Source organism: Halomonas sp. 328, assembly GCF_015645095.1.
Classification (GTDB): Bacteria; Pseudomonadota; Gammaproteobacteria; order Pseudomonadales; family Halomonadaceae; genus Bisbaumannia.
Genome location: NZ_JADOTW010000011.1, coordinates 24,345 through 44,033, shown reverse-complemented (window position 1 = coordinate 44,033; position 19,689 = coordinate 24,345). Strand labels below are relative to the sequence as shown.

Genomic DNA, 19,689 nt, shown 5'->3' with positions numbered 1-19,689 from the left:
GAATCCACTCCCTGGCAACCCGGATGCGCGATTTTTCCACGCTGCTCGGAAGCTGCCTCTCAGCATAAGACAGGATCACCGCCAGGCCTGAGACGAGGCATAAAAAAACCGCCCCGAGGGGCGGAGGTGAATGTCGAGTCACCCAAGGCTTGCCATAGCGATCATTCAGGCATCAGCACCGCGTCGATCACATGGATCACCCCGTTGCTGGCCTCGATATCGGCCTGAATCACGGTGGCTTCATCGATCATGACCTTGCCGTAGTCGGTGGTGATCGTCAGGTCTTGGCCCTGCACGGTGGTGGCACTGTCCAGGGACATGGCTTGCTCGGCCATGACGCTACCCGGCACCACATGGTAGGTCAGGATCGCCTGCAACTGCGCCTGATTCTCTGGCAGCAGCAGGGTCTCGACGGTGCCCTCCGGCAGGGCCGCGAAGGCCTCGTCGGTGGGCGCGAAAACGGTGAAGGGTCCCTCGCCCTGGAGGGTCTCGACCAGGCCCGCGGCCTCGATGGCCGCCACCAGGGTCGTGAACTGCCCCGCCTCGACGGCGGTCGCGACGATATCCTGCTTCATCTCGCCATGGTGGTCGGCCTGGACGGCAGCGGCCAGCATCAGACCGGCGACGCCGGCGGCGAGTGTCAGGGGAAGGCGGGTACGCATGCTAGCTCTCCTTTGGTCCCCATGGGGACCGCGTGATGGACACCGGTCGAGGACGCTCGCCCCAACCTATACACAATGTAGATTGTGCATAGGATATGAACAAGAAAAATCTTCCGACGCCCGCGTCACCCCATCTCGGGCTGACGCCTTGGCCGCCGATATGGCACAAAGGTCACTCCCCCCTTGAAGGAGAACGACGATGTACAAGCTGGCTTTCTTCGTCCCCGTGGCGGATGCCGAGACGGTCAAGGAGGCGGTCTTCGCCACCGGTGCCGGACGCATCGGCGACTACGAGGCGTGCTGCTTCCAGACCCCGGGCACCGGGCAGTTTCGCCCCCTGGACGGCGCCAACCCGCATATCGGCCGGGTCGGCGACCTGGAGCGGGTGGAAGAGCTCAAGGTCGAGCTGGTCTGCGCGGATCACCTGATCCGCGAGGCGGTGACGGCGCTGAAGGCCGCCCACCCCTATGAGGAGCCCGCCTATGATGTGTGGAAGCTGGAAACGCTGTAAGGAAGGGCGCCGCGGCCTCGCCGCGGCGCATCATGTCAGGCGGAACCGAAGTAGCGCTCGCGATCCTCGGCGGTGATGTCGCTGATATGCAGGGGGAAGGCCTCGCCGCGGCGGTCGGCATAGAAATGATGCAGGGTGCGCTCGATGGTGGGGAAGGCGAGCTCGTCCCAGGGGATCTCCTCCTCCTCGAAGAGCGCCACCTCGAGGCTCTCGGGCCCGGCATCGAAGCCACCCTCCAGGTCGGCCAGGAAAATCATATAGACCTGGTTGATATGGGGCAGGTTGATCAGGGTGTAGAGCCCCTGGATGGCCACCTCGGCGCAGGCTTCCTCGCGGGTCTCCCGGGCCGCCGCCTGGACGGTGGTCTCGGCGTTCTCCATGAAACCGGCGGGCAGGGTCCAGAACCCCTTGCGCGGGGCGATGGCACGCCGGCAGAGGAGGATCTTGGTGCCCCGCACCGGCAGGGTGCCGGCGACGATGCGAGGGTTCTGGTAATGGATGGTGCCGCAGGCGTCGCAGAGGTAGCGGGGACGGTCATCGCCCTCGGGAATGGCGAAGCGAACGGTGTGGCCACAGTGGCTGCAGAAATTCATCGGCTCCTCGCGGGGGTGCTCGGCTTGCCCTTGACGCCTTTCCGGGGGCTAAGTACAAGAAGAGAAATCGTGTGGGAGTCCCATGTTAGAGAAACTTCGCGAGCGCCTGCAAGCACACCGTCCCGGGCGCATCACCCTGCAGCTGCCCGAGGCCGCGGTGCTCTTGCCCATCGTCGACCGCCCCGAGCCGACCCTGCTGTTCACCCGCCGTGCCGACCACCTCAACACCCATCGCGGCCAGGTGGCCTTCCCCGGGGGCAAGCGGGAGGCCCAGGACCCGGACCTGCTGGCCACCGCCCTGCGCGAGGCCGAGGAGGAGATCGCCCTGGCCCGTGGTCAGGTCGAGCTGCTGGGCCGCCTCAGCGAGGTCATCTCGCTGCATGGCCTGAGGGTCACGCCCTTCGTGGGGCTGATTCCCCCGGACCTGCCGCTGGTCCCCGACCCCGGCGAGCTGGACACCATCTTCGAGGTGCCGCTGCGGCTCTTCCTGGAGGATCGCCGCAACCATACCGACGTGATCACCGTGGAGGGACGCCCCCACTACGTGCCCAGCTACCACGTGGATGGCCAGGTGATCTGGGGCCTCTCGGCGATGATGCTGGTGGAGCTGCTGGCGGAGGGCTTCGAGCGCCCCATCAGCCTCTATCGTCCCCCCGCCGATGGACGCCTTTGCTACTATCCTGCCCGACGCCTGGAGCGCCCATGAGCCTGGCCATTTTCTCCCTAGGATACGCGCCCGCCGACGGGCGTCTCTGCTACTCTCTCCCCCGCCCCGCCCGACGCCTGGAGCGCCCATGAGCCTGGCCATTTTCTCCCTAGGATACGCGCCCGCCGACGGGCGTCTCTGCTGCTCTCTCCCCCGCCCCGCCCGACGCCTGGAGCGCCCATGAGCCTGGCCATTCCCTCGTTATCCCCCTCCACCCTCACCGACCTGGTGGATGCCCTGGTCGAGCGCGGCTGGTACCTCGGCGAAGGCGTGATCGACGCCACCCTATGCCAGGCCCTGCATGACGAGCTGCGGGAGCGGGTCGCCTGCCAGGCCATGCAGGCCGCCGGTATCGGCCGCGGTGAAGCGCACAGCCTGCGCCGCGATATTCGCGGCGACACCATCCACTGGCTGGATCGCGCCACCACGGCCCAGCGCCACTACCTGGGGGCCATGGCGGAGCTCCAGCAGGAGCTCAACCGGGCCCTCTACCTGGGCCTCTTCGAGTTCGAGGCCCACTTCGCCCACTATGGTCCCGGCACCTTCTACAGGAAGCACCGGGACAGCTTCCGCGGCCGCGCCAATCGGGTGATCTCCACGGTCGCCTACCTCAACCCCGACTGGGGCCCGGCGGATGGCGGCGAGATGGTGCTCTATGACCCCGAGGACGAGAGCCGCGAGGTGGCCCGGGTCCGCCCCGAGGCGGGCAACTTCGCCTGCTTCCTGGCCGACCGGGTGCCCCACGAAGTGCTGCCCACCACCCGGCCCCGCGCCAGCATCGCCGGCTGGTTCCGCCGCAACGCCTCCCTCAACGGCATCATCGACCCGGCCCACTGACCCTCGTCTCGGCCGAAGCGCCCCGTCGGGCGACAAGGCGGATGCCGAGGCTGGCGGTGGCCCGGCCAACCACAACGACAAAACGACGACAGAAGACGGAGCCTGAGGATGATGCATCGATACGGGATCATGGCCCTGCTGGCCGCGCTGATCACCGGCTGCGTGCCCTGGCAGCCCCAGGAGGCGAGCGTGGCCAGCCTGATCAAACGCGGCCACTATGCCGAGGCCCTGGCCCGTTACAGCCCCGAGGGCGTGCAGCAGGCCGATATCGGCACCCAGGCCACCTACGACCTGCTGCGAGTCCTGGTGGAGACGCCACCGCCCGCCTTCGACGAGCTGCTCTGCGCGCCGGTCTATGCCCGCTATCCGAACAGCCACAGCTACTCCATGAAGCTCTGCGCCATCCTCGAGAGCCACCTCGAGGAGGGGCGGGTCAGCGAGGCCCAACTGGCCGACCTGGAGACCTTCCTGAGGGAGAACTACCGCCAACTGCGCTACCTGGCTGGCGCCGCCCGCGACCTTCAGGGCGGACAGTAGGCCAGGCCCTGGGCCTCGGCATCGCGGGCATCACGGGCATCGGCCAAGAGCGTCACCGACGCCCGCATCTCCACCAGCAACTCGCCATAACGGCAGGCCGCCTCGAACTCGCCGGCCGCCACGCTCTGGCGCACCATCGCCGCCGCCACCGGCGGAAAGACCTCAGCGCGCTGACGGGACGCCAGACAGCCGCCCAGCTCCCTCAAGGCGACCTGGGGGTCGACCTGACTCTCGGCGCGTAAATGAATATCCGCGCAGGGATCGACCCGGTAGGCCTCCGCCAGGGCCTCGGGCAGCGCCTGGCGATGATCGAGCCCCTCGTTGGGGTCGCGAATCGCATAGTGGTCGCCACTGAGCACCCACTGGGGCTGGGTGAAGGGGTGTCCCCCTTCACGCTGCCGGTAGCGATACGGAAAGTCGCCCAGCACCTCGCCGCCCTCGATATCCAGCAGCACCGCCCGCTCGATGCCCACCAGCACCGAGGTCCCCGCCTCGCCGGCGTCATAGACCAGTCGCGTCAGCCCCTGTCCCCAGGGCACCTCGGCCAGCAAGCGCGGCGCCCCCGCCGCCGGCCGGACTTCCACCTCCCCCCATTCGGGGTGGGCAAGGTAATAGTCCCAGTCCCGCTCGACCAACCGCCAGTCACCGGCCAGGGCCGGCACGGCGACGACCAGGCTGGTGATCCCCAGCCATCGGATTGCCTTGGCATAGTGCATCATCACGGCTCCACCACACTGATCGGGAAGTCACGCACGTTCTCCAGCATCGGCACCGTGGGGTGCTGAGCCCCCTGGGTGATCTGGGGTACCCGCCGCGAGGTGTAGGAGATGATCTCGTGGATGCTGTTGAAGCCATCGCCGTTGCCGGCCTCACGGTCGGCCTGGCCGGACAGGGCCTCCAGCAGGGCCGCGGTGAAGGCGCCATGACCGCCGCCGAAGCTGGCATCTTCCAGGGATGACTGGGCCCCGGTGGAGGAGGCGAAGACCACGGTGCCAGTGCCGTCGGAGAGCTGCTGCACCGCATCCTCGGCGGTGATCCGCCCGCGCCGGCGCGGTCCCATGCTGCCGGCATGGCAGATATCCATCATCAGTACCGCCTTCTGGTTGATGGGCCGCGACTGCAGGAAGTCGCGGAATCGGTCGATGGACATGCCGGTATAGGGCCGCTGCATGTCCGCATCATGGGTCATCAGGTAGAGGTTCTGCTCGTTGTCCTGGACGCCATGGCCGGCCAGGAAGATCACGATCAGGTCCTCCGCCGAGGCCTGACGCAGGAAGTCATTGAGCTCGATGCGCACATTACGCTCGGTGGCCTCGGCATTGGTCAGCACACGGGTATTGACCCGATCGAAGAGCCCATCCTCCTGGGACTCCAGCATGGCCGCCAGGGCCTCGGCATCCCGGTGAGCGAACTCCAGGTTCTGGGTAGCGATCTCGTAGTCGGAGACACCGACCCCGAAGAACCAGAGCTGGGTATTGGCGGAGAGCTGAGCGGGGCTCTGGCGCTCGCGCCGCGTGACCTCTACCACCTGTCGCTCCAGCTCCGCGTCGCGGAAACGCAATACCGCCTCGATGCGGTTGTAACCCGGCTGCAGGCTGAAGGCGCGCTCCACGCCGAGGATCTCCTCCCCATCCCACACCGCTTCCTCCTCGAAGCCGCGGCTCTGGACGATGGGGCGCCCATTGAGGACATAGCGGAACTCGGGATCCGGCAGCTCGTCGCTGGCCTTGGTCACCTCCAGACGCAGCCGATACACCTCCTCATCGGTTTCGATGCCGCTGGCCGAGACCAGCCGCACCTCGTAGGGGGTCTCGAAGAGCGCCGGATCGATGGCGGCCTCCTCCTGGGGGCTGGGCTCCGGTGCCCGACGCCCCTCCATCAGGGCCTGCAGGCGCTGCTGCACCAGGTGCCCCCGCTCCAGGCGGCTACGCAGGGCCTCGAAGGGCAGGTAGTTATCGCCAAGCGACCAGTAGACCCCTTCGGTGCCACGCTGGGAGGCGGCGAAGTGCCCCTCCGGGGTATAGGCGATCCACTGATCGTTGCGCTTCACCACGATGGTGAGGTGATGGGTCAGCGTGGCCAGATCGAAGAAGAGCAGTTCGTTGGCCTGCGTCTGGGCCACCACCAGATTGCGCGCCTCATGCACCCGAACATGGCGCAGGGAGTCGGGCAGCGACACTCGCCGCTCGCCGAGCGCCAGGTGATCCCGCGCCCAGGTGAGCTCACGCCCCTCCTCCAGGGCAATACGGAAGGTACTGCGACCCGGCTCACTGCTCAGGTGGGCCGCGGTCTGGGGGTCATAGCGGCGGCTGTCGCGCCCCCGATAGCTGGCGACCAGGGTGCCGGCGTCGAGACGCAGGCCGAAGAGGTCGCGTCCCACGGCGACCCGGCTAACCTCGGCGGCATCGGCCAGGCGATAGATATCCACCTGCTCCGAAGAAACCCTGGGACGCCCAAAGCCGTCCTGCCAGGCGGTATTGATCGCCAGCAGGCCCGCATCGCTGTCCATGGCCATATGGCCGAGGTTCGGGTCGATCACTCGCCCATAGCGGATCGGGGCCGTCACCAGGGGCAGGCGCAGGCGGCCTCGTTCGCTGTAGTCCTCCCCATCGAGTATCACCACGATACCCACCGCATCCTCACGGTCACCCTGCCCATGGGGCACCCCAGCCACCACCAGGGCATCACGGCTGGCCAGCACGCTGCGGGTCACCTGGAAGTCCAGGCGCTTGATGCGGCGCTCTTCGAAGGTGTCGCTATCGAAGACCACCAGGTGATTGTCGCGATCCACCGTGACCAGGCGTGTGCCCTCGGCATCGGGCTGGCTCCAGCCCTGCTCGGTGTCGGTCACCATGCGGTGCACCCGGCGGCCGCTGCTCAGGCTGAACACATAGGCCCCGTCGGCATCCTCGGTGATCGCGTAGTCATTGACGCGATCCAGGCGCAGGCCGCTGGACTCCACCGCCAGACCTTCCAGGGCGTTCACTTCCGCCAGAGTGGCGCTATCACGCCAGCGGATACGATCGCCACTGCCGATCACCACCTGCTCTCCATCCGGGGTGAAACCGATCCCCACTTCGACCTGATTCTCGTCGGCGGTGGCCAGGATGCGGGCCTGCTCCATATCCAGCATGGCGACGCCGGCACTCCCCCGGGTGAAGTCATTCATCACCATCCAGGGCCGCGTGGGGTGAGGCTCCATGCGCTTGGGAACCAGAGGCAACGCCAGGCTGCGCGACTCCCAGTTACGGGTGTCATAGATGGTCGCTCGGCGGTTGTTATCGGCCACCACCAGCCAGCGCCCATCTCGGCTGGCGCGCATGGCATGGGGCCAGTCGGCGCCGGGCAACTCACGCTGCACGCTGAGGTCGGCGGCACGCCACACCCGCATGCCGCCCCCGGTGACCTGATCGGTCACCAGGCGCTCACCATCGGCGAGCCACTCGATGAGGCCGGTGCTGTTGGTGGGCCCCACCCGCGTTACCACCCGAACCCGCCGCTCGCTCAGGTCGTAGATGCGCAGGTAACCACTCATGCTGGTATAGGCCAAGGCATCCCCGAAGGGGCTCCAGGCCAGGTTGCTGATGGTGGAGTCATCCGGCAGCTGGGCCACCGCATGACCGGTCTTGGTGTCGTAGATATACAGGGTATGGGTGGTGCTACCGCTCACTTCGGTATAGCCACTGCCCACCGCCAGGTAACGGCTATCCGGAGAAAAAGCCCGCACCCTGCCGCCGCGGAACAGCTCCCGCACCTTGACCCCGCGCCGGGTGTCCCAGAGCTGAATGGGCCCCATGCCCGTGGCCAGCAGGCGTCCATCCGCGGAGGCGGTCAGGGCACTGGCATCCAGCTGCCCGGAAACCGCCACCTCCGGCTCACCGATATTGCCATAGGGGCGAATCTCCACCCGACGGTTGCGCTGGCGCCCCTCGTCGGTGTCATTGGTGGCCAGGGGGTGGTAGGGGCCATGCCCCACGCTCTGCAGGCGCTCCCGGGGAATGCCATGCTCACGGCTCAGGGCGTCGGCCACCGCCGCGGCACGCCGCTCGGAGAGCGGCAGATTGATGGCATCGCTGCCGGTGCTATCGGTGTGCCCTTCGATCAGGAACACATACTCTTCGCCTCCCGGCGACTGAAGGGCCTGGGCGGCCTGGGCCAATAGCCGATGGGCACTGGGACGCAGACGATCCGAGCCCACCTCGAACTCCACCGCCAGCACCAGGCTCTCGCCAAAGCGCTCTTCCCAGTTGCCGAGGAAGGGGTGGCGCTCGTAGAAGCCACGGCGCTGCGCTTCCAGTTGGATGGCACGGGTCAGCCGCTCGCGGATATCCGCCAGCCAGTTATCGCTCACCCCGGGAACGTCGCGTTCGGGCAGGCGGTTGGACGCCGCGGTCGCCGCCGCATAATCGCTGGCACGCAGGCCGTTCTCGATCAGCAGCGCCTGCATCAGGTTGCGCCCCTCCTCGGTGGGCAGCGACTCGGCATACTCGCTCAAGAGCTGGCGAGCCGGCTCGAGTTGGTAGATGTCATGCAGGGCATAGACCGCCTGGGAGACGGCCGTGGCGCGGGCCGGCCCATGGGGGGCTAGCTCGATGGAGCGCTGGCGCAGCGCCTGGGCGCGGCTCAGATCGAAGCGCGCGAAGTCAAAGCTGTCGGCGTGGGTCGCCTGGGCCTGCCAGTTGTTGGGAAGGCGCGGCGCCCAGTGATCGACGAAGGCCAGCGTCTCTTCGGTGCGATAGCTGAGGATCGAGTCGAAGGCGCTCTTGAGGGCTTCGGCATTGGGATGGGCCTGCATCGACCGCTGATAGAACTCGAGGGCTTCGCGGCGCCCTCCCAGTCGCACCAGCCGATCCCCCAGGTCTCGATAGGTCACCGCGCTGTCATGGCGCTGGGCATAGGCCATCACCTGACGCAGCACCTGGTTCGTGTCCATGCCCAGGTGATCCAGGGCGAGGTTCATGTAACGGCGAATGGTCTCGTCACTGCCCCCCGCCTCGGCGGCAGCCAGATAGTAGCGGCCGGCCGCCGGGCGATCGTGGCCATGAAACTGGGCATGTAGGCCACGGACGAACTGGATGACCCAGGCATCAGCTCCCAGCCTGGCCTCCTGTTCGGCCAGGAAACGCTCGGCCCGTTCGGGGGCCTCCATGCCCTCCAGCAGATGGAAGTAGATGGTGCGCACCAGCTCTTGATCTTCGGGGGCGCGGGCCAGCACCTCCTGAAAGAGCGCCAGCGCCTCTTCCGCGCGCCCCTCGTCATTGAGGCCATGGGCGAGATTGATGCCCGCCGAGGTGAGGCTGGGGTCGGCCTCATAGGCCTGGCGATAGATGCGCTGCGCCTCGTCATTGCGCCCTTCCTGACGCGCCAGCCAGGCCCTCGCGAAGATGCCCTCTGGGGTCTCTCCGTGATGGTCGGCCAGGTAACGACGCATGATGCCGCGTTCGATATTACTGGGCGAATCGACACTGGCCTCGACCAGCGCCCGCGGGGTGTGGTGGGCATAGTCGGCATGGGCGACTCCGGCCAGGACGAGTCCTAGCCACAGGAGCCAGCCCAACAAGGGTAACGGCAGGGGTCTTGTCATTGGTGTTTACTCCCTTCGATGCAGGTGGCTAGGCGTCGTCCAGAACCACTCGAATCCTCTTGCTGGCGGTATTGCCGGCGGCGTCGGTGGCGATAATCTCCACCTCGGCTTCCTCTGCGCCCTCGGGCAGCTCCAGGGTGGCCTCGAAGGGCCCCCGCGAGGAGTAGCGACTGGAGAGCGCGCCCGCGATGCGCAGCTCGCGAATGGCGCTCTCGTCCTGGGCAACGCCGCGAATCTGGAAGCGCCGCGAGCCGATACGGTGGAGGCGCTCGCCACTGGCCACCTCCTCGAAAAGATCCGCCGCCGGGGTCTGCACCACGATGCGCGGCGGCTGGCGATCCTCACGCTCGGCCGGCGCCTCGATATGCTCGATCTCCACCACCAGGGGCAGCACCGCCCCCTCCGGCAGATGCGCCTCGGCGCCAATGCCACCTTCGGCATGAGTCAGCACCTCGGGCTCGACCAGGCGCCGCCCCAGGGCCTCGGCCAGCCGCGCCTGCACCGTACCGGAGGCCCTGTTGACTCGCGTCAATAGGGCCTCGATATCGAGGCGCTCCCGGGAGAAGAGCACCACGTAGAAATCGGTACCGACGGTGTCATCCAGGCGGGTGTAGAAATCCTCGGTGGGCCCTGGCATCACCAGGGTCTCGCCGCGGGTGAGGATGGCGCTGGTCTGGCGGCTGCGCGGAAAGAGCTCCACATAGGCGCCGGTGAGGTCACCACCGATCACATAGACGTGGCCATCGTGGGCACTGTCCAGCTCGGCACGAAAGCGAGTGCCCGACGGATAAGGACGATCCAACCGCCAGGTCAGGTCCCCACGGCGACTGGCCGTCATGGGGCTGCCATCGATATGCAGGAAACGCAGCTCACCCCCCACATTCGGCACCGCGGGAGGCGTCGGTTCCTGGGGGATGATCTCGAAGGCCTGAACCACGAAACGCGAGAAGTCGTCATAGCGGATCCACGCATAGCCGTTCTCGCCCCAGTCGGTGCCCCAGCTGTTGATCACGCGAAAGGCGCCACCGAAACGCTGATCGTCATAGCCCACCACCGTCATGGCATGGCCATAGAGACTGCGAGGCGCTCGCTCGAGGGTCTGATAGTCCCTCTCGGTCGGTACCCAACGCCCGCCATTGGCGCGAATGGCGCGGCTGTCCAAAAAGCTGTCGGGCACCCGCATGCCGATGATCACCGGACGATCCGCGGCCACAGCACGGCGCGTAGGCACATGGATCGCCCGGGCTCCTGCCGCAGACAGGGCGCGCCAGCCTTCGATACGGTACTCGGCGGCCTGCTGGCGATGGTGAGGCAGAATCGGCTGCGCACAGGTATTGGGGTCATAGGGGAAGTCACGCAACAGCGGCACCCCCTGACGCTCCAGAAGGTCGAGGGCATGATGGATCTGGGAACCGGCACTGCAGTCCCCGGCAAGGATCTGGTTGTAGACGTAAGCCGGCGAGAAGACATGGCGATCCACCACCTGGCGGGGCGAGAGCTCCTGCACTCGTGCCTCGGCCATGGTACGAGCCGCATAGGCAACGGCCCAGCCAACGCAGCTCCCCTGCTCCCCCTGATCCCCCGGGGTCGGGGAGAAGGCCTCGAGGCTGTGACGAGCCGGCAACCCCCGGTAGTTACCCCGGGTCAGGGGCGCCCCCCGGGGCACCTGGCTGTAGGCGTCCATATCCAGCACCGCCCCGGTGGCCGGCACCCCCGCCCCCCAGGCAGGAGGCAAGCCGCCCCCCAGCAGGACGACAATCATCAGGCCCCACACCAGGGCATATCGTCTCGAATCTGGCATGTCCTTGCCTCGTGTCAGTGGCCAATCCAGCGACCGGCCTGGAGGGCGCATTGACGCACCCGTTCGGCGCGCTGCTGGGGATGCCCGTAGATCTGCCAGTTGTGACTGCTATGGCCGCTCATGAATAGCTGGTAGGCCGCCAGGATCTCGTAGGGGTGGGCATGATGCGCCGCCCAGCAGTCGGCCTCGGCCTCGCGCTGGGCAGGGTAGTGAGCGGGATGCCGCAGATGGTGCCCCAGCGCCACATGCCCATACTCGTGCGCACGGAAGAAGCCGCAGGCCTGCCCTATCTGCTGACAGTAAACGGGGTTATAGATGATCACCGCCCCATGCGTCGGATCGGGGCGTACCATGGCGATATCGGGAAGGGAAGGATCGGCGATCTCAGGTACCCGCACCTGGGCCTGGGTCACCAGGGGAAAACTCAGGCAGCCAACCAGCAGCCAGGTCATCAAGCACTGTTCTGTTGTCATTATTATCCTCTAGGGCCCCGATGTGGCGGGGCACAGCCATTCCTTCGAGCCACGGCCGTCGATGGCGGAACCTCGAGCATCCCCGAGGGCTTGCTTACAAAAGCTAGCAAAACGTAAGAGGGTGTAACAAGTCGAGGCGCCAAAAGAGGCGCCTCGGGTAAACGGCTCAAATGACGATATACGGGCCTAATTGACGGTGACCACGATGCAGTGGGCGGTATGCCCGACCCGGTGGGAAACGCTGCCGATCACCATGCCCTTGAGGTCACTCATGCCGCGGCTGCCCATGACGATGGCATCCACCTTGAGGGCCTCGGCCTCGGCGACGATGGCCTCGGCGGGCCGCCCCCTGGCGATGATCTCATCCACCTCGAGGCCATCGAGCTTCACCGCCGCATAGGCCTTGTCCAGCACCCGGCGGGCGTCGTCCTCACGCTCCTGGACCAGCTTCTGGATCACCTCCTCGCTGACCGGCATGCCGCTCCCCCCCACCAGCAGGCCGATATCGTCCGGCGGCTGCTGGACATTGATCAGGTAGAGCTTGGCCGGCCTGCTGGCCAGCTGTGCCGCCACCTTGAGGGCCTTCTCCGCATGAGCGGAGCCATCCACGGGTACGAGTATCGACTGGTACATGATCAACCCCTGCTGATTAACGACAGCGCCGGCGGCGCCTTCCTGTCTCGAAGGGCACCCGGGGCGCCCTTCTCGCTACCACTAGCGTAGGCAATCGGCCAGCGTTTGGCTTAACTGGCCTTAACCGCCACCTTGAGCACGCCGTCCCGCTGATGGGAGAAGAGGTCATAGGCCTCGACGATGTTTTCCAGGGCGTAGCGGTGGGTGACCATGGGTCCCAGGTCGATGCGGCCACTATCGATGATCTGCATCAGCCGGCGCATGCGTTCCTTGCCACCGGGGCACAGGGAGGTGACGATCTTGTGATCCCCCAGGCCGGCACAGAAGGCGTCCAGGGGAATCGTCAGGTCGCCGGAGTAGACCCCCAGGCTAGACAGGGTGCCACCGGGCTTGAGCACCCGCAGCGCCGCCTCGAAGGTGGACTGCAGGCCCAGCGCCTCGATGGAGGCATCCACGCCACGCCCCCCGGTGAGCTTGAGGATCTCCGCGACCACATCCACCTTGCGGAAATCGATCACCACATCGGCGCCCAGTTGCTTGGCCATCTCCAGGCGCTCATCGACGCCATCCACGGCGATGATCAGGCCGGCACCGCGCAGCCGCGCGCCGGCGGTGGCACACAGGCCGATGGGGCCCTGGGCGAAGACCGCCACCGTATCGCCGATCTTGATATTGGCCGACTCGGCCCCGGCGAAGCCGGTGGACATGATGTCCGGGCACATCAGCACCTGCTCGTCGCTGAGCCCATCCGGCACCGGCGACAGGTTGGCCTGGGCATCCGGCACCCGCAGGTACTCGGCCTGGGCACCGTCGATGGTATTGCCGAAGCGCCAGCCGCCCATGGGTTTGTAGCCGTGATGGTGATGATGGCCGCCATCCTGGGCGCTGCAGCCGTCCTGGCAGGCGTAGGAGGTAAAACTGGGGCAGATGGCCCCGGCGATCACCCGCTGCCCCTCCTGGTAACCCTGTACGTTGGCCCCCAGCTTCTCGATCACCCCCACCGGTTCGTGGCCGATGGTCAGCCCCTTCTCCACCGGGTACTCGCCCTTGAGGATATGCACGTCGGTGCCGCAGATGGTGGTGGTGGTCACCCGGATCAGGGCGTCGTTGGGACCAATCTCGGGAATCGGCTTGTCATCGATCTCGATGCGGCCGGGTTCGACGAAGATGGCGGCTTTCATCATGGCAGGCATGGGGCTCTCCTTGGCAGAGTCAGCGGTAACCGTGGGGCCATATCCACTTCAGTTCAGCACAAGAACCGCCCGGGCGAGTTGAGCTGGGTCAAGCTTTGCCACGAAGCCTCCTTCCCATCGAAGCGGCGTGCCTCAGGGCTCCCCCCGGCGCATGGCAGGCCGCGTGGCCAGGGGCGCGGCCCCTTCGCTCACCACCACATCGACCGCCGGCGCCTTATCCCTGCAACTTAGCCAGGACTCGGCCGGTGCGGGCCTCGGGGAAGCCAGGCGGCAAGGCCGGGGCTATTGGCCCGCGCCCAGGGTCAGGCGCAGGGCCTGCAGGCCCTGCAGCTCCATGCGCACTTCATCGGAGAAGATCGGGTGTCCATCGAGGCGGATCATCAATCCCGCCTCGGCGCCCCGGTAGCCGAGCGTGGCGGTGACGGTGGACTGGGTCCGCAGCGGCGCCAGGGGCTCGTAATCGATTCTCTTCACCTCCAGGGCCTCCAGGCCATAGGCATCCAGCTGCTCGGCCACGGCCTGCTTGACCACGACGCCGTAATAGAAATAGAGCCCGCCATAGGCGAGGCCCGCCACCACGATCAGGGTAAAGAGTCGGCCCATCGGGATCTCCTTGTCGGGCTGCAGCGCCGGAGGCGTCCGACGCTAATTCATCAAAGGTTGGCGCCGTTCGGCGAGAAAGTCCACGAAGCAGCGCAGCGCCGGCGAGCCGTGCCGCCGCCGGGGGTAGACGAGGTAGATGCCGGCCCGGAAGTCGATGGCCTCATCGAACAGCGACACCAGGCGTCCATCGGCCAGCGCCCGGGCCACCATGAAACGCGGCAGCAGGGTCAGCCCCACCCCGGCGATGGCCAGATCGCGACACAGGGGCCCGCTGTTGACGCTGAGGTTGCCACCCACGGTCACCACCCGGGAGCGCCTGCCCTCGCGAAAGGGCCAGCGGTTGCCATAGCCGGCCACCGTGTCCACCAGGCAGTTGTGGTGCTTCAACTCCCGCCAGTGGTCGGGGTGGCCGTGGCGCGCCAGGTAGGCCGGGCTGGCCACCAGCGCCAGGCACATCTCGGCCAGGCGCCGGGCGATCAGCGAGGAGTCGTCGAGGTGGCCGACACGAATCGCCAGGTCAAACCCCTCGGCCACCAGATCCACCACCCGGTCGAGCACCGTCAGCTCCAGGCGGATCCGCGGATAGCGGGCCAGGAAGGCCGGTAGCAGCGCCTGCAGCCAGGCCCGGCTCACATAGGGCGGCGCCGTGACCCGCAGCAGTCCCTCCGGTTCGCCCTGGCGCCGCTCCGCCAGGTCCTTGAGCTCCGCCACCCCAGCCACCAGGGGCTGGATGCGCTCCAGGTAGAAGCGCCCCTCCGGGGTCAGCGACAGTCGCCGGGTGGTGCGCCGCAGCAGTTGGGTGCCCAGCCAGTCCTCCAGCTCCATGACGCTACGGCTGACCGCCGAAGTGGAAAGCCCCAGGGCCCGCGCCGCGGGGGCGAACCCCCGATGCTCCACCACCGCCAGAAAGACCCGCATCGCCTTCAGCGTATCCATGCCAGCGCCCCATTCTTCGGGATAATGATTTCTAAAATAGCACCATTATCACTTCACAAGCGCTGACCTAGGCTGAGGGTAAGCGACCTCAGGAGGCGACGCCCATGACTCCCACGACCACCATCATCTCCCCCCAGGACAGCCCGGAACGCCTCAGCGTACTGGGCACCCATATCGAGCCGCTGATCGGCGACGGCGCCGGCTACCACATCACCCTGCAGTCCGGAGCAGAAGGCGCCGGGCCCCCGCCCCACGCCCACGACTGGGACGAGGCCTTCTTTATCCTCGATGGCGAGGTGCAACTGAGCTGCGACGGCCGGACCCACCACTGCTCGCCCGGCACCTTCGTCCATGTGCCCGCCGGCCGGGTGCATGCCTTCCGCTATGGCCCGGGCGGTGGCCGCATGCTGGAGATCACCGGCAGCGCCAGCCAGGCGATCGCGCTGTTTCGTGAGCTGAGCGACGCCCTGCCAGCGGAGCGTCCCGACCCGGCGCGGATCGCCGCCATCTTCGACCGTCACGGCGTGGCCCTGGGCCCCTGATCCTTGCGCATCCCCCCGGATCAGCCCCACTCTCGGCCCCTTCCCGGCTCGCCGACCCGGCAGCGATAAACTAACTTCACTGCATGGGTCGGCCGCATCGACCGAGCCGAGCGGGAGGCAAGACCATGCGCTGGAAATGGATGCTAGTGGCACTCCTGGCCGTGGCGCTGTTGCTGGTGGCACGCCACTACCCCTCGCCCCCACCGCCGCCGGACCTCGGCGGCCCCACCGCCGACTGGCCCCACTACGGCCAGAATCTGGCCGGGCAGCGCTACTCGCCCCTCGACCAGATCCGCGTCGATAACGTCGCCCACCTGGAGGAGGCCTGGCGCTACCACCACGGCGACTTCTCCGCCGGCGAGGCCGGCCAGACCCGCACCTCCCTGCAGGTCACCCCCCTGGTGGTCGGCGAACGGCTGATCTTCTGCACCCCCTACAACCGGGTCATCGCCCTGCATCCCGAGACCGGCGAGGAGTTGTGGGCCTTCGACCCCGAGCTCCAGTTGCGCGAGCTGCACGGCGCCTACCCGATGATCTGCCGCGGCGTGGCCTACTGGGAAGACACCGCGGTCCCCCCCGGCACCGAGTGCCGGGAGCGGATCTTCACCGGCACCCAGGATTCCGAACTGATCGCCCTGGACGCCGCCACCGGCCGCCCCTGCATGGACTTCGGCGAGAACGGCCGCCTGGCCCTGCGCGAGGGGCTCGGCGACGACATCCCCGCCTGGGAGTACTACGTCACCTCCGCGCCCCTGGTGGTGGACGACCTGGTGGTGGTCGGCGCCCTGGTCGCCGACAACGTGCGCGCCAACGCCCCGCCGGGGGTGGTGCGCGCCTTCGACGCCCGCCGCGGTGAGCTGGCCTGGGCCTGGGACCCGCTCCCGCCGCTCCATCCGCCCACGCCCATGGAAGGCCCCTATCGCCGCGCCACCGCCAATGTCTGGGCGCCCATGAGCGCCGATGCCGAGCGCGGCCTGCTCTTCGTGCCCACCGGCAATGCCCCACCGGACTACTTCGGCGGCCAGCGCCAAGGGCTCGACTACTACGCCTCCTCGGTGGTCGCCCTGCACACCCGGAGCGAGGCCGCCGGCCAGGTGGCCTGGCGCTTCCAGACCGTCTACCACGACCTCTGGGACTACGATATCGGCGCCCAGCCCTCGCTGCTCGAGCTCGATACCGCCGATGGCCCGGTACCGGCGGTGGTGGTCAGCACCAAGATGGGCCATGTCTTCGTGCTGCACCGGGAGACCGGCGAGCCCCTCCACCCGATCGAGGAACGGCCGGTGCCCCAGGGCCCGGTGCCCGGCGACTGGCTCGCCCCCACCCAGCCCTTCCCGGTCAAGCCGCCGAGCCTCTTCCCGCCGGCGCTCGGCCCCGAGGACGCCTGGGGCTTCACCTTCTGGGACCGCGGCCACTGCCGCCGACAGATCGAAGCGCGCCGCTCCGAGGGCCTCTTCACCCCGCCGAGCCTCGAGGGCACGGTGGTCTACCCCGCCGCCACCGGCGGCATCAACTGGGGCGGCGGCGCCTTCGACCCCGCCGCCAACCTGATGGTGGTCAACCAGTCGCGGATCCCCACCGCGGTGCAGCTGATTCCCCGGGAGGAATTCGAGGCCCTGCCCGAGGAGGAACGACGCATCGACGCCGGCGGCCTGGCCAATGCCAACCGCCTCTACGGCGAGATGCGCGGCACCCCCTATGCGGTCAGCGTGGAGCTGCTGCGCTCGCCCTTCGGCGCCCCCTGCAGTGCCCCGCCCTGGGGCACCCTCACCGCCGTGGACCTGGCGGCCGGCGAGATCCGCTGGGAGGTGCCGCTGGGTTCCCTGCGCGGCCTGGCGCCCTGGCCGCTGTGGTTCGAATGGGGCGTGCCCAATATCGGCGGCCCCATCGTCACCGCCGGCGGCCTGGTGTTTATCGCCGCCACCCCGGACAACTACCTGCGCGCCTTCGACCTGGCCACCGGCGAGCGGCTGTGGCGCACCCGCCTGCCCTACTCCGCCCACGCCACCCCGCTGACCTACCGGCTGGGCCCCGAGCGGCGCCAGTTCCTGGTGGTGGCCGCCGGCGGCCATGTGCTCTCCGACCCCGGTGACGCCATCGTCGCCTATGCCCTGCCGGAGGCCCGATGAGTGGTGGGCAGTTGGAGGAGAGGCTCGTCGAGCGCGACGGCTACCGGCTGCACCTGCGCCACGGCGGCGACCCGGCGCGGCCCCTGGTGCTCTTCCTCCACGGCTACCCGGACAGCCAGCGCATGTGGCGGGAGATCATGCTGGCCCTCGGCGACGACTTCCGGGTGGCCAGCCTCGACTGGCCGGGCATTCCCGCCGGCGAGCCCCGCCAGCCGGCGCGGCGCTACCGCATCGACCGCCTGCTGGAAGATATCGAGGCCGCGGTCCGGGCACTGGGCGCCGAGCGCCTGCACCTGGTGGGCCACGACTGGGGCGCCAGCGTGGGCTGGTCCTATGTCACCCATCCCGACTACGGCAAACGGATACGCAGCTGGAGCTTCGTCTCCGGGCCCCACCTGGCGATCTGGCTGCGCTGGGCCCGGGAGGAACTGACCAGCGGGCGGCCGCGGCGTATCGCCGTCGCGGTCGCCCAACTGCTGCGCACCGGCTACACCATCCCGCTGATCGTCTGGCCGCTGGGCGAGGCGCTGTGGCGCCTGGGCGGCGTGCGCGGCTGGCAATGGGTGCTGCGCCTGGCCGGCGTGCCCAAGGGGGATCCGCTGCTCGACGAGGACCGCGCCCAGGTGCGCGCCCTGACCCTGGGCCCCATGGCGCTGTACCGCCAGAACGTCCTGCACCCGCCGCCGCTTCCACCCAAGGGCAGCGTCACCTGCCCGGTGCAGCTGATCATCGCCGAGCGCGATCCCTTCGTTTCCGAGGTCAGCTACGGCAACCTCGGCGACTATGTCCGCGACCTGCGTATTGCCCGCCTGCCCGGCTCTCACTGGGTGACCCGCAGCCATTCCCGGGAGGTCATCGCCCTGCTCGATGCCTTCCTGCACGGCACTGAGCCAGGAGGCGCGGCGGGCGCATTATTCGATTGAGCCCACCGCCATCTGTGAGGCAAGATGACCCCAGGAACACCACAAGCACGGCTAGGATGAACAAGCCACGGCATACCGCTGGAGGAGCCCAATGCAACCGCTGAGCTACTACTACTACAACGTGCTGGAAGGCCTGGAAAAGCCCTGCGATGTGCCGTCGATCGAGCTACAAGAAGGCTACGACACCCTCTATCGACACGGTGGGCGCATCGAGATCGACCTGATCACCAAGGCCGAAGAAGGCAACGCCAAGGGCGACCCCTACCACTGGTACGAGGCCCTGGACGACGAACAGCGGGCAAAACTGCATAAGGCGCTGGGCGACAACGACCCGGCCAAGATCCTCAAGGTCATGCAACGCAACGGCTACGCCAGCGTGCTCTACCACCACGCCTGGGAGCACTTCCGCACCGCGGCCGCCGAGTAGTCGCTTCACCACCCCATAAACGCCAAGGCCCGCGAGAAATCGCGGGCCTTGGCGTTGGGCAGGCCCCACACCGGTGGCCTTCCCTACCTCATAGGAGCCGGCTTTAGCCGGCGATGCAACATCGGATCGTTGCGCCCCCGCGTTAGTACTCACGCCAGAGTGCGATGAACCCGAATTCACTCGTCCAGCCGTTCGCGTAGCTGCGCCTCCTGCTCACGCAGTTCCGGGGTGAACGCCTCGCCGAAGTCCTCGGCCTCGAAGACCCGACGAATCTCGATCTCCGCCTCGGTACCGGGCATGGGGTTGGGGCAGCGCTTGACCCATTCGATGGCTTCCTCCTTCGAGGCCACCTGCCACAGCCAGTAGCCGGCGATCAGCTCCTTGGTCTCGGCGAAGGGCCCGTCGATAACCAGGCGCTCATCGTCCTTGAAGCGCACCCGCGCGCCCTCACTGCTTGGCCGCAGCCCCTCCCCAGCCAGCAGGATGCCGGCCTCGACCAGGGCCTCGTTGTACTCGCCCATCGCCTCCAGCAATGCCTGGCTCGGTAGCTTGCCGGCCTCCGAGTCCTGGCTCGCCTTCACCAGAATCATAAAGCGCAT

19 protein-coding genes are annotated in these 19,689 nt (G+C 67.7%); 8 read left to right on the top strand and 11 right to left on the bottom strand.

Going from position 1 to position 19,689, the window contains the following annotated elements; genetic code table 11:
- Positions 1-161 precede the first annotated feature (161 nt).
- On the bottom strand, positions 162-662 hold the full coding sequence (locus IHD13_RS07145) for a fasciclin domain-containing protein (RefSeq protein ID WP_195860351.1): 501 nt from the start codon (positions 660-662) through the stop codon (positions 162-164).
- A gap of 199 nt (positions 663-861) precedes the next feature.
- Between IHD13_RS07145 and IHD13_RS07140 the strand changes: the two genes are divergently transcribed.
- Positions 862-1,173 carry a Nif3-like dinuclear metal center hexameric protein gene (locus IHD13_RS07140; protein WP_195860350.1) on the top strand — a complete coding sequence of 104 codons (312 nt, stop codon included), beginning with the start codon at positions 862-864 and terminating at the stop codon, positions 1,171-1,173.
- Positions 1,174-1,208: 35 nt separating this feature from the next.
- Here IHD13_RS07140 and IHD13_RS07135 read toward each other — a convergent pair whose 3' ends face one another.
- Positions 1,209-1,766 (bottom strand): NUDIX hydrolase, encoded by a 558-nt coding sequence (locus IHD13_RS07135; protein WP_195860349.1) that lies wholly within the window; start codon positions 1,764-1,766, stop codon positions 1,209-1,211.
- Positions 1,767-1,848: 82 nt separating this feature from the next.
- Here IHD13_RS07135 and IHD13_RS07130 point away from each other — a divergent pair, with 82 nt between their 5' ends.
- The 3 genes from IHD13_RS07130 (at position 1,849) to IHD13_RS07120 (ending at position 3,846) form a co-directional block, all read left to right on the top strand.
- Entirely contained in the window at positions 1,849-2,472 is a 624-nt protein-coding gene (locus IHD13_RS07130) for a CoA pyrophosphatase (protein ID WP_195860348.1), read from the top strand.
- A 180-nt stretch (positions 2,473-2,652) separates the two neighbouring features.
- A complete protein-coding gene (locus IHD13_RS07125) occupies positions 2,653-3,309 on the top strand; it encodes a 2OG-Fe(II) oxygenase (RefSeq protein WP_195860347.1) in 657 nt (218 codons plus the stop codon).
- A 108-nt stretch (positions 3,310-3,417) separates the two neighbouring features.
- Positions 3,418-3,846 (top strand): hypothetical protein, encoded by a 429-nt coding sequence (locus tag IHD13_RS07120; protein WP_195860346.1) that lies wholly within the window; start codon positions 3,418-3,420, stop codon positions 3,844-3,846.
- Here IHD13_RS07120 and IHD13_RS07115 read toward each other — a convergent pair.
- The 8 genes from IHD13_RS07115 to IHD13_RS07080 form a co-directional block, all read right to left on the bottom strand.
- The gene (locus IHD13_RS07115; protein ID WP_195860345.1) at positions 3,831-4,565 is read right to left on the bottom strand and encodes a hypothetical protein; all 735 of its coding nucleotides are present in this window, start codon (positions 4,563-4,565) and stop codon (positions 3,831-3,833) included. The two genes, IHD13_RS07120 and IHD13_RS07115, sit on opposite strands and share 16 nt — an antisense overlap.
- A complete protein-coding gene (locus tag IHD13_RS07110) occupies positions 4,565-9,430 on the bottom strand; it encodes an OmpA family protein (RefSeq protein ID WP_195860344.1) in 4,866 nt (1,621 codons plus the stop codon). The genes IHD13_RS07115 and IHD13_RS07110 overlap by 1 nt, the downstream gene beginning before the upstream one ends.
- 28 nt (positions 9,431-9,458) lie before the next feature.
- Positions 9,459-11,231 carry a C1 family peptidase gene (locus tag IHD13_RS07105; RefSeq protein WP_195860343.1) on the bottom strand — a complete coding sequence of 591 codons (1,773 nt, stop codon included), beginning with the start codon at positions 11,229-11,231 and terminating at the stop codon, positions 9,459-9,461.
- A 14-nt stretch (positions 11,232-11,245) separates the two neighbouring features.
- On the bottom strand, positions 11,246-11,704 hold the full coding sequence (locus IHD13_RS07100; protein WP_195860342.1) for a hypothetical protein: 459 nt from the start codon (positions 11,702-11,704) through the stop codon (positions 11,246-11,248).
- Between the two features lie 186 nt (positions 11,705-11,890).
- A complete protein-coding gene (locus IHD13_RS07095; RefSeq protein WP_195860341.1) occupies positions 11,891-12,337 on the bottom strand; it encodes a universal stress protein in 447 nt (148 codons plus the stop codon).
- 110 nt (positions 12,338-12,447) lie between these two features.
- A complete protein-coding gene (locus IHD13_RS07090; protein WP_195860340.1) occupies positions 12,448-13,530 on the bottom strand; it encodes an NAD(P)-dependent alcohol dehydrogenase in 1,083 nt (360 codons plus the stop codon).
- A 282-nt stretch (positions 13,531-13,812) separates the two neighbouring features.
- A complete protein-coding gene (locus tag IHD13_RS07085) occupies positions 13,813-14,133 on the bottom strand; it encodes a hypothetical protein (protein WP_195860339.1) in 321 nt (106 codons plus the stop codon).
- Between the two features lie 42 nt (positions 14,134-14,175).
- Positions 14,176-15,069 (bottom strand): LysR family transcriptional regulator, encoded by an 894-nt coding sequence (locus IHD13_RS07080; protein WP_195860338.1) that lies wholly within the window; start codon positions 15,067-15,069, stop codon positions 14,176-14,178.
- A 104-nt stretch (positions 15,070-15,173) separates the two neighbouring features.
- On the opposite strand from IHD13_RS07080, the gene IHD13_RS07075 reads away from it, so the two are divergent.
- The 4 genes from IHD13_RS07075 to IHD13_RS07060 all read left to right on the top strand — a co-directional run bounded on the left by IHD13_RS07075 (position 15,174) and on the right by IHD13_RS07060 (position 19,090).
- Complete coding sequence (locus IHD13_RS07075) at positions 15,174-15,611, top strand: cupin domain-containing protein (RefSeq protein WP_195860337.1); 438 nt, start codon at positions 15,174-15,176, stop codon at positions 15,609-15,611.
- 140 nt (positions 15,612-15,751) lie between these two features.
- Positions 15,752-17,740 (top strand): pyrroloquinoline quinone-dependent dehydrogenase, encoded by a 1,989-nt coding sequence (locus IHD13_RS07070; RefSeq protein WP_195860336.1) that lies wholly within the window; start codon positions 15,752-15,754, stop codon positions 17,738-17,740.
- On the top strand, positions 17,737-18,663 hold the full coding sequence (locus tag IHD13_RS07065) for an alpha/beta fold hydrolase (RefSeq protein ID WP_195860335.1): 927 nt from the start codon (positions 17,737-17,739) through the stop codon (positions 18,661-18,663). Before IHD13_RS07070 ends, IHD13_RS07065 begins: the two co-directional genes overlap by 4 nt.
- A 91-nt stretch (positions 18,664-18,754) precedes the next feature.
- Entirely contained in the window at positions 18,755-19,090 is a 336-nt protein-coding gene (locus IHD13_RS07060; RefSeq protein WP_195860334.1) for a hypothetical protein, read from the top strand.
- A 176-nt stretch (positions 19,091-19,266) separates the two neighbouring features.
- Here IHD13_RS07060 and IHD13_RS07055 read toward each other — a convergent pair whose 3' ends face one another.
- The gene (locus IHD13_RS07055; RefSeq protein ID WP_195860333.1) at positions 19,267-19,689 is read right to left on the bottom strand and encodes a YciI family protein; all 423 of its coding nucleotides are present in this window, start codon (positions 19,687-19,689) and stop codon (positions 19,267-19,269) included.

What these genes read in the sequence shown, in the direction of transcription:
- IHD13_RS07085 (WP_195860339.1), bottom strand. Translation starts at nt 14,133, where the DNA reads ATGGGCCGACTCTTTACCCTGATCGTGGTGGCGGGCCTCGCCTATGGC.
- IHD13_RS07120 (WP_195860346.1), top strand. Translation starts at nt 3,418, where the DNA reads ATGATGCATCGATACGGGATCATGGCCCTGCTGGCCGCGCTGATCACC.
- IHD13_RS07135 (WP_195860349.1), bottom strand. Translation starts at nt 1,766, where the DNA reads ATGAATTTCTGCAGCCACTGTGGCCACACCGTTCGCTTCGCCATTCCC.
- IHD13_RS07090 (WP_195860340.1), bottom strand. Translation starts at nt 13,530, where the DNA reads ATGCCTGCCATGATGAAAGCCGCCATCTTCGTCGAACCCGGCCGCATC.
- IHD13_RS07100 (WP_195860342.1), bottom strand. Translation starts at nt 11,704, where the DNA reads ATGACAACAGAACAGTGCTTGATGACCTGGCTGCTGGTTGGCTGCCTG.
- IHD13_RS07070 (WP_195860336.1), top strand. Translation starts at nt 15,752, where the DNA reads ATGCTAGTGGCACTCCTGGCCGTGGCGCTGTTGCTGGTGGCACGCCAC.
- IHD13_RS07130 (WP_195860348.1), top strand. Translation starts at nt 1,849, where the DNA reads ATGTTAGAGAAACTTCGCGAGCGCCTGCAAGCACACCGTCCCGGGCGC.
- IHD13_RS07110 (WP_195860344.1), bottom strand. Translation starts at nt 9,430, where the DNA reads ATGACAAGACCCCTGCCGTTACCCTTGTTGGGCTGGCTCCTGTGGCTA.
- IHD13_RS07095 (WP_195860341.1), bottom strand. Translation starts at nt 12,337, where the DNA reads ATGTACCAGTCGATACTCGTACCCGTGGATGGCTCCGCTCATGCGGAG.
- IHD13_RS07060 (WP_195860334.1), top strand. Translation starts at nt 18,755, where the DNA reads ATGCAACCGCTGAGCTACTACTACTACAACGTGCTGGAAGGCCTGGAA.
- IHD13_RS07055 (WP_195860333.1), bottom strand. Translation starts at nt 19,689, where the DNA reads ATGCGCTTTATGATTCTGGTGAAGGCGAGCCAGGACTCGGAGGCCGGC.
- IHD13_RS07080 (WP_195860338.1), bottom strand. Translation starts at nt 15,069, where the DNA reads ATGGATACGCTGAAGGCGATGCGGGTCTTTCTGGCGGTGGTGGAGCAT.
- IHD13_RS07125 (WP_195860347.1), top strand. Translation starts at nt 2,653, where the DNA reads ATGAGCCTGGCCATTCCCTCGTTATCCCCCTCCACCCTCACCGACCTG.
- IHD13_RS07145 (WP_195860351.1), bottom strand. Translation starts at nt 662, where the DNA reads ATGCGTACCCGCCTTCCCCTGACACTCGCCGCCGGCGTCGCCGGTCTG.
- IHD13_RS07075 (WP_195860337.1), top strand. Translation starts at nt 15,174, where the DNA reads ATGACTCCCACGACCACCATCATCTCCCCCCAGGACAGCCCGGAACGC.
- IHD13_RS07115 (WP_195860345.1), bottom strand. Translation starts at nt 4,565, where the DNA reads ATGATGCACTATGCCAAGGCAATCCGATGGCTGGGGATCACCAGCCTG.
- IHD13_RS07065 (WP_195860335.1), top strand. Translation starts at nt 17,737, where the DNA reads ATGAGTGGTGGGCAGTTGGAGGAGAGGCTCGTCGAGCGCGACGGCTAC.
- IHD13_RS07140 (WP_195860350.1), top strand. Translation starts at nt 862, where the DNA reads ATGTACAAGCTGGCTTTCTTCGTCCCCGTGGCGGATGCCGAGACGGTC.
- IHD13_RS07105 (WP_195860343.1), bottom strand. Translation starts at nt 11,231, where the DNA reads ATGCCAGATTCGAGACGATATGCCCTGGTGTGGGGCCTGATGATTGTC.